The 4,174-nt window shown below is 73.2% G+C and carries 4 protein-coding genes; 1 reads left to right on the forward strand and 3 read right to left on the reverse strand.

Annotated elements, in window-relative coordinates; all coding sequences use genetic code 11:
- From alr to MJ783_RS19695, 3 genes are all read right to left on the reverse strand, one after another.
- Nucleotides 1-1,152 (reverse strand): alanine racemase (alr, locus tag MJ783_RS19685; RefSeq protein ID WP_239312458.1); only part of this gene is annotated, 1,152 nt, incomplete at its 3' end.
- Between the two features lie 364 nt (nucleotides 1,153-1,516).
- Nucleotides 1,517-3,061, reverse strand: coding sequence for an NAD(P)H-hydrate dehydratase (locus MJ783_RS19690; protein ID WP_239312460.1), 1,545 nt, complete (start codon nucleotides 3,059-3,061; stop codon nucleotides 1,517-1,519).
- A 106-nt stretch (nucleotides 3,062-3,167) separates the two neighbouring features.
- Nucleotides 3,168-3,524 (reverse strand): holo-ACP synthase, encoded by a 357-nt coding sequence (locus MJ783_RS19695; protein ID WP_239312463.1) that lies wholly within the window; start codon nucleotides 3,522-3,524, stop codon nucleotides 3,168-3,170.
- 124 nt (nucleotides 3,525-3,648) lie between these two features.
- On the opposite strand from MJ783_RS19695, the gene MJ783_RS19700 reads away from it, so the two are divergent.
- The coding region (locus MJ783_RS19700) for an SWIM zinc finger domain-containing protein (protein ID WP_239312466.1) at nucleotides 3,649-4,174 on the forward strand (526 nt) is incomplete at its 3' end.

A 4,174-nucleotide genomic window follows, 5' to 3' on the forward strand; every position in this document is an offset into this window, starting at 1 on the left:
GGCTGGGCGGGGCGCGTTCACGTACACCCTCGGGACCCGGGCGCCGATCCCCGTGACGATCTCGTAATTGATGGTGCCGAGGGCATCCGCCCAGTCGGTGGCGGTCGGCTCGCCGTGCGCCCCCGGCCCGAACAGGACGACCTGGTCACCCGCTTGGACCGGATCATCACCGACATCCACGACGAACTGGTCCATGCACACCGTCCCGGCGATACGCCGACGGCAGCCGGCCACCAGCACCTCGGCCGTGTTGCCCGCCGACCGGGGCACGCCGTCGGCGTACCCGAGCGGCACCAGCGCCAGAGTCGCCTCGGCCGAGGTGGCATAACGGTGGCCATAAGACACCCCGCATCCCGCTGGCACCCGTTTGACCAACGCCAGCCGCGCGGTGAGCGTCATCGCCGGACGCAGGCCGAGGGCTGCGGGAGAACCGACCTGGGGCCCAGGCGACAGGCCATACACGGAGATTCCCGGCCGGACCAGGTCGAAGTGCGCGTCCGGGCTGAGCAGGGTCGCGGCCGAGTTGGCCAGGTGCCGCACGAACGGTCGCAGACCGGCCTTCTCGGCGACGGCCACCGCGTCCGCGAAACAGCCGATCTGTGCACGGACGGTCGGATGACCAGGTGAGTCCGCAAAGGCGAAATGGCTCCACACACCGACCACGTCGATCAGGCCGTCGGCGGCAAGCGCCGCCGCCGCGTCGCACAGGGCTGGCCAGCTCTCCTCGGTCGCCCCCGCCCGGTGCAGGCCGGTGTCGACCTTCAGGTGGACGCGCGCGGCACGGCCGGTCAGCCGCGCGGCCGCGGCGATCTCCGCCAGCGCCCAGGGTGCCGACGCGGACAGGTCGATGTCGGCGGCGATCGCCTGCGCGAGCCGCTCCCCGGGAGTGACCAGCCACGCCAGCACCGGCGCCGTGATCCCGGCGGCGCGCAGCGCAAGTGCCTCCGCGATGACCGCGACCCCCAGCCAGCTCGCGCCGGCCTCCAGCGCCGCGCCCGCGCAGGCGATCATCCCATGGCCGTAGCCGTCGGCCTTCACCACCGCCATGGTCGCGGCGTTCCCGGCTCGGGCGGCCAGCGTCGCCACGGACTCGCGGACCGCATCAAGATCTATAACCGCGCACGCGGGCAGATCCTCACTCTGCGGTGTCATCCAGCGCCTTCCTGACCCGCCCAGAGCAGCCTGGCCGCCCCCGGACGCGCGATTCTCAGCCTTAGAGCGACCGGCAACAGGGGACGCGGCGTCGCGGGGCTGGGGCACGCACCTCACCGCATTGTCGTCGGTCGCCACCCAACACCAGGGTGACTCCCTCCTCCGCCTCGCGATGCACGCACCCCAGCCCCGCTCCTTGATCCACGCCCCTATTGCCGGGCGCTCTTATTCCGCGCGGCCGCCGGCCACCCGCGCACGTACTCCGACGGTAACAAGCAGCGCCCGGCCAGATCACACCGAGGCGCTACATCCCGCTCACATCGCACCCCGGCGGGGCCAGCTGGCGGGACCAGCCGCGGTTCGGTCAACGGCTGCCGCCGGCCCGGCGGCGCCCGCGGGCCGCCAGCATCGGAACCAGCTCGGAGGCAGCCAACGGATGGCCGGCCCGTTGCGCCGCCCGGCCGTGTAGATGCGCGCCCACGCTGCCGGCATCCAGTGGAGTCAGCCCACCGGCGAGCAGTGAGCCGCACAGCCCGGTCAGGACGTCGCCGCTGCCCGCCGTCGCCAGCCACGGCGTCCCGGTGGTGTTCACCCGTGCCTGCCCGCCCGGGTCGACGATCAACGTGCGGCTGCCCTTGAGGAGCACGGTCACCCCGAGTTCGGCGGCGACGCGCCGGGTCATCCCCAGCCTGTCCGCGGCCAGTTCCTCGGCAATCGCCGCGGCCTCCCGGTGCGACGACGCCTCGACCAGCCGGACGAACTCGCCCTCGTGTGGCGTGAGCAATGTCGGCGCGGCCCGGTCCCGCAGTGCGGCAACCGCCCGGGTATCTCCCGCCAGCGCGCCCAGCGCGCCCGCGTCAAGCAGCACAGGCAGCTCGCTGGCCAGCAGGGCCAGCACCACCCGGGCCGTCTCGCCGTCCGGTGGCAGGCCAGGGCCGACCGCCCACGCCTGCACCCGGCCGGCCGCGACAACCGCCTCGCCGTCACCAGGGCCGATCTCGGTGACCACAGCCTCGGGATGCGCGCGACGCACGTGATCGGCGGCGGCGCCGGTGCTGACCACCCGCAGATAGCCCGCGGCCCCACGCAGCGCCCCGCCGGTGGCGAGCACCGCGGCACCCGGATAGGCGTCGCTGCCGGCCACCAGCCCCAGCACACCCCGGGTGTACTTGGAGTCCGTAGGGCGGGGGCTCGACAGCAGCTGGGCGGCCGCGGCGTCATCAAGAGCGACCAGATCCGGCGGAGGAAGCGCCAGCCCGATGTCGACGAGCTCCACCCGGCCCGCGTGATCGGCCCCCGGCGAGATCAGCAGCCCGCGCTTGTGGGTTCCGAACGTCACGGTGCTGCTCGCGCGGACGGCCGCGCCCGCCACCGCGCCGGTGTCGGCGTCCACCCCGCTCGGGACATCCACGGCGACGGTGCGCCCGGCCGGGGACAGCCCGGCCAACCGGGCGTGGCCCGCACGCAGGCCGCCCTTCCCCCCGATACCGAGCATGCCGTCGAGGACCAGGTCCGCCGCGGTCAGCAGGCTGGCGGCGGTGTCCTCGCCGACCGGCCGGCCAGGAAGCGGCGGCCGCGCGCCGGCCGGGTCTGGACCGGGCAGGCAGTGCAGGCGCCCGCCCGCCGCGAGCAGTGCCGCGGTCCCGGCTGGATGCGTACGCCCAGGAGCGAGGGCGTCCACCCGGGCGCCCCTGGCCGCCAACCGCGCACCCGCCCACAGCGCGTCACCACCGTTGTCACCGCTCCCCGCGAGGATGACGACCCGGGCACCGTACACCCGGCCGAGCCTGCGCGCCGCATGCGACAGCAGGCCGTGGACGGCCCGCTGCATCAGCGCGCCCGGCGGCAGGCCGGCGAGCAAAGGCGCCTCGGCATCCCGCACCTGGGCTACCGAATGTGCGAATCTCATAGCCGTCATGCTCGCCGCGGAGAAGGTGCTCCGTCGAACCGTCGGACGCACATCCCAGCCCTCCGTCAGCCCTCCGTCAGCAACCAGTGGGCCACCACGGCCGAGGTCAGTTCTCGGTGATCACAAATGCGATCGCCACGCCACCGTCATGGGTCAGGGACAGGTGCCACGAGCGGATGCCAAGGCCCTCCGCCACGGCCGCCACGGTGCCACTGAGCCGCAGCCGCGGACGCCCGCTCGGGTCGGTGACAACCTGGGCATCGTGCCAGGACATCCCGGGCGGCGCTCCCAGCGCCTTGGCGCACGCCTCCTTCGCGGCAAATCGCGCGGCAAGCCGTTCGGGCGCCTCGACAGCCCGCTCGTGGCTGGTGAACAGCCGATCGGCGAGCGAGGGGGTCCGACGCAGCACGGCGGCGAACCGCTCGACGTCGACGACATCCACCCCGATACCCACCACCGCCATGGGCCCGAGCCTGTCACGTCCAGCATCGCCAGGGCGGCTCTGGCAGAGTGATGTCGGGCGTGAGCCGCGGCCCGAGGCGTCGGGGCCCTGTGCCCGCCGGTAGCGGGTCTCGTAGAATTGCCCGATGATCGTCAACCAGTCGGGGCCAAACGGACATGACGACATCGCCATCACCCCGTTGCACGCCGTTTTCGACGAGGACGAGTGCGCTCGCCTCGCGGGCCTGGGCGAGTTCACCCGCGGCGTCGCCCTCGCGTTGCAGGGCCGAGTCGGCGATCTGCGGATCCGGCCGAGCAGCGCCTCCGGCACCGTGGACGGTGACCAGCCCACCCAGACCCAGCTGTCAGTGATCGATGGGACGCCGGGGTCGACCTGTACATGTCCGACAGGTGCCGTCGAACAGTTCTGCGCACACGCGGTCGCGCTGGCGCTCGTGGCCACCGGGGCGATCGACCCAGGTGAGGACGACGACGACTTCGACAGTAGCGACGACGGCTTCTACGACGCCGACGGCCAACCGATCGACCTGCGGGATTTCCTCGAAAGCCTCGACGGACCCGCGCTGGTCGATCTGGTGGTCGATCTCGCCGCCGTCAACGACGTGCTGGCGATGGACCTGCGCGAGGCCGCGACCCGCTGGCGGCGTCCGC

Source organism: Protofrankia sp. Cj3, assembly GCF_917627355.1.
Classification (GTDB): domain Bacteria; phylum Actinomycetota; class Actinomycetes; order Frankiales; family Frankiaceae; genus Protofrankia.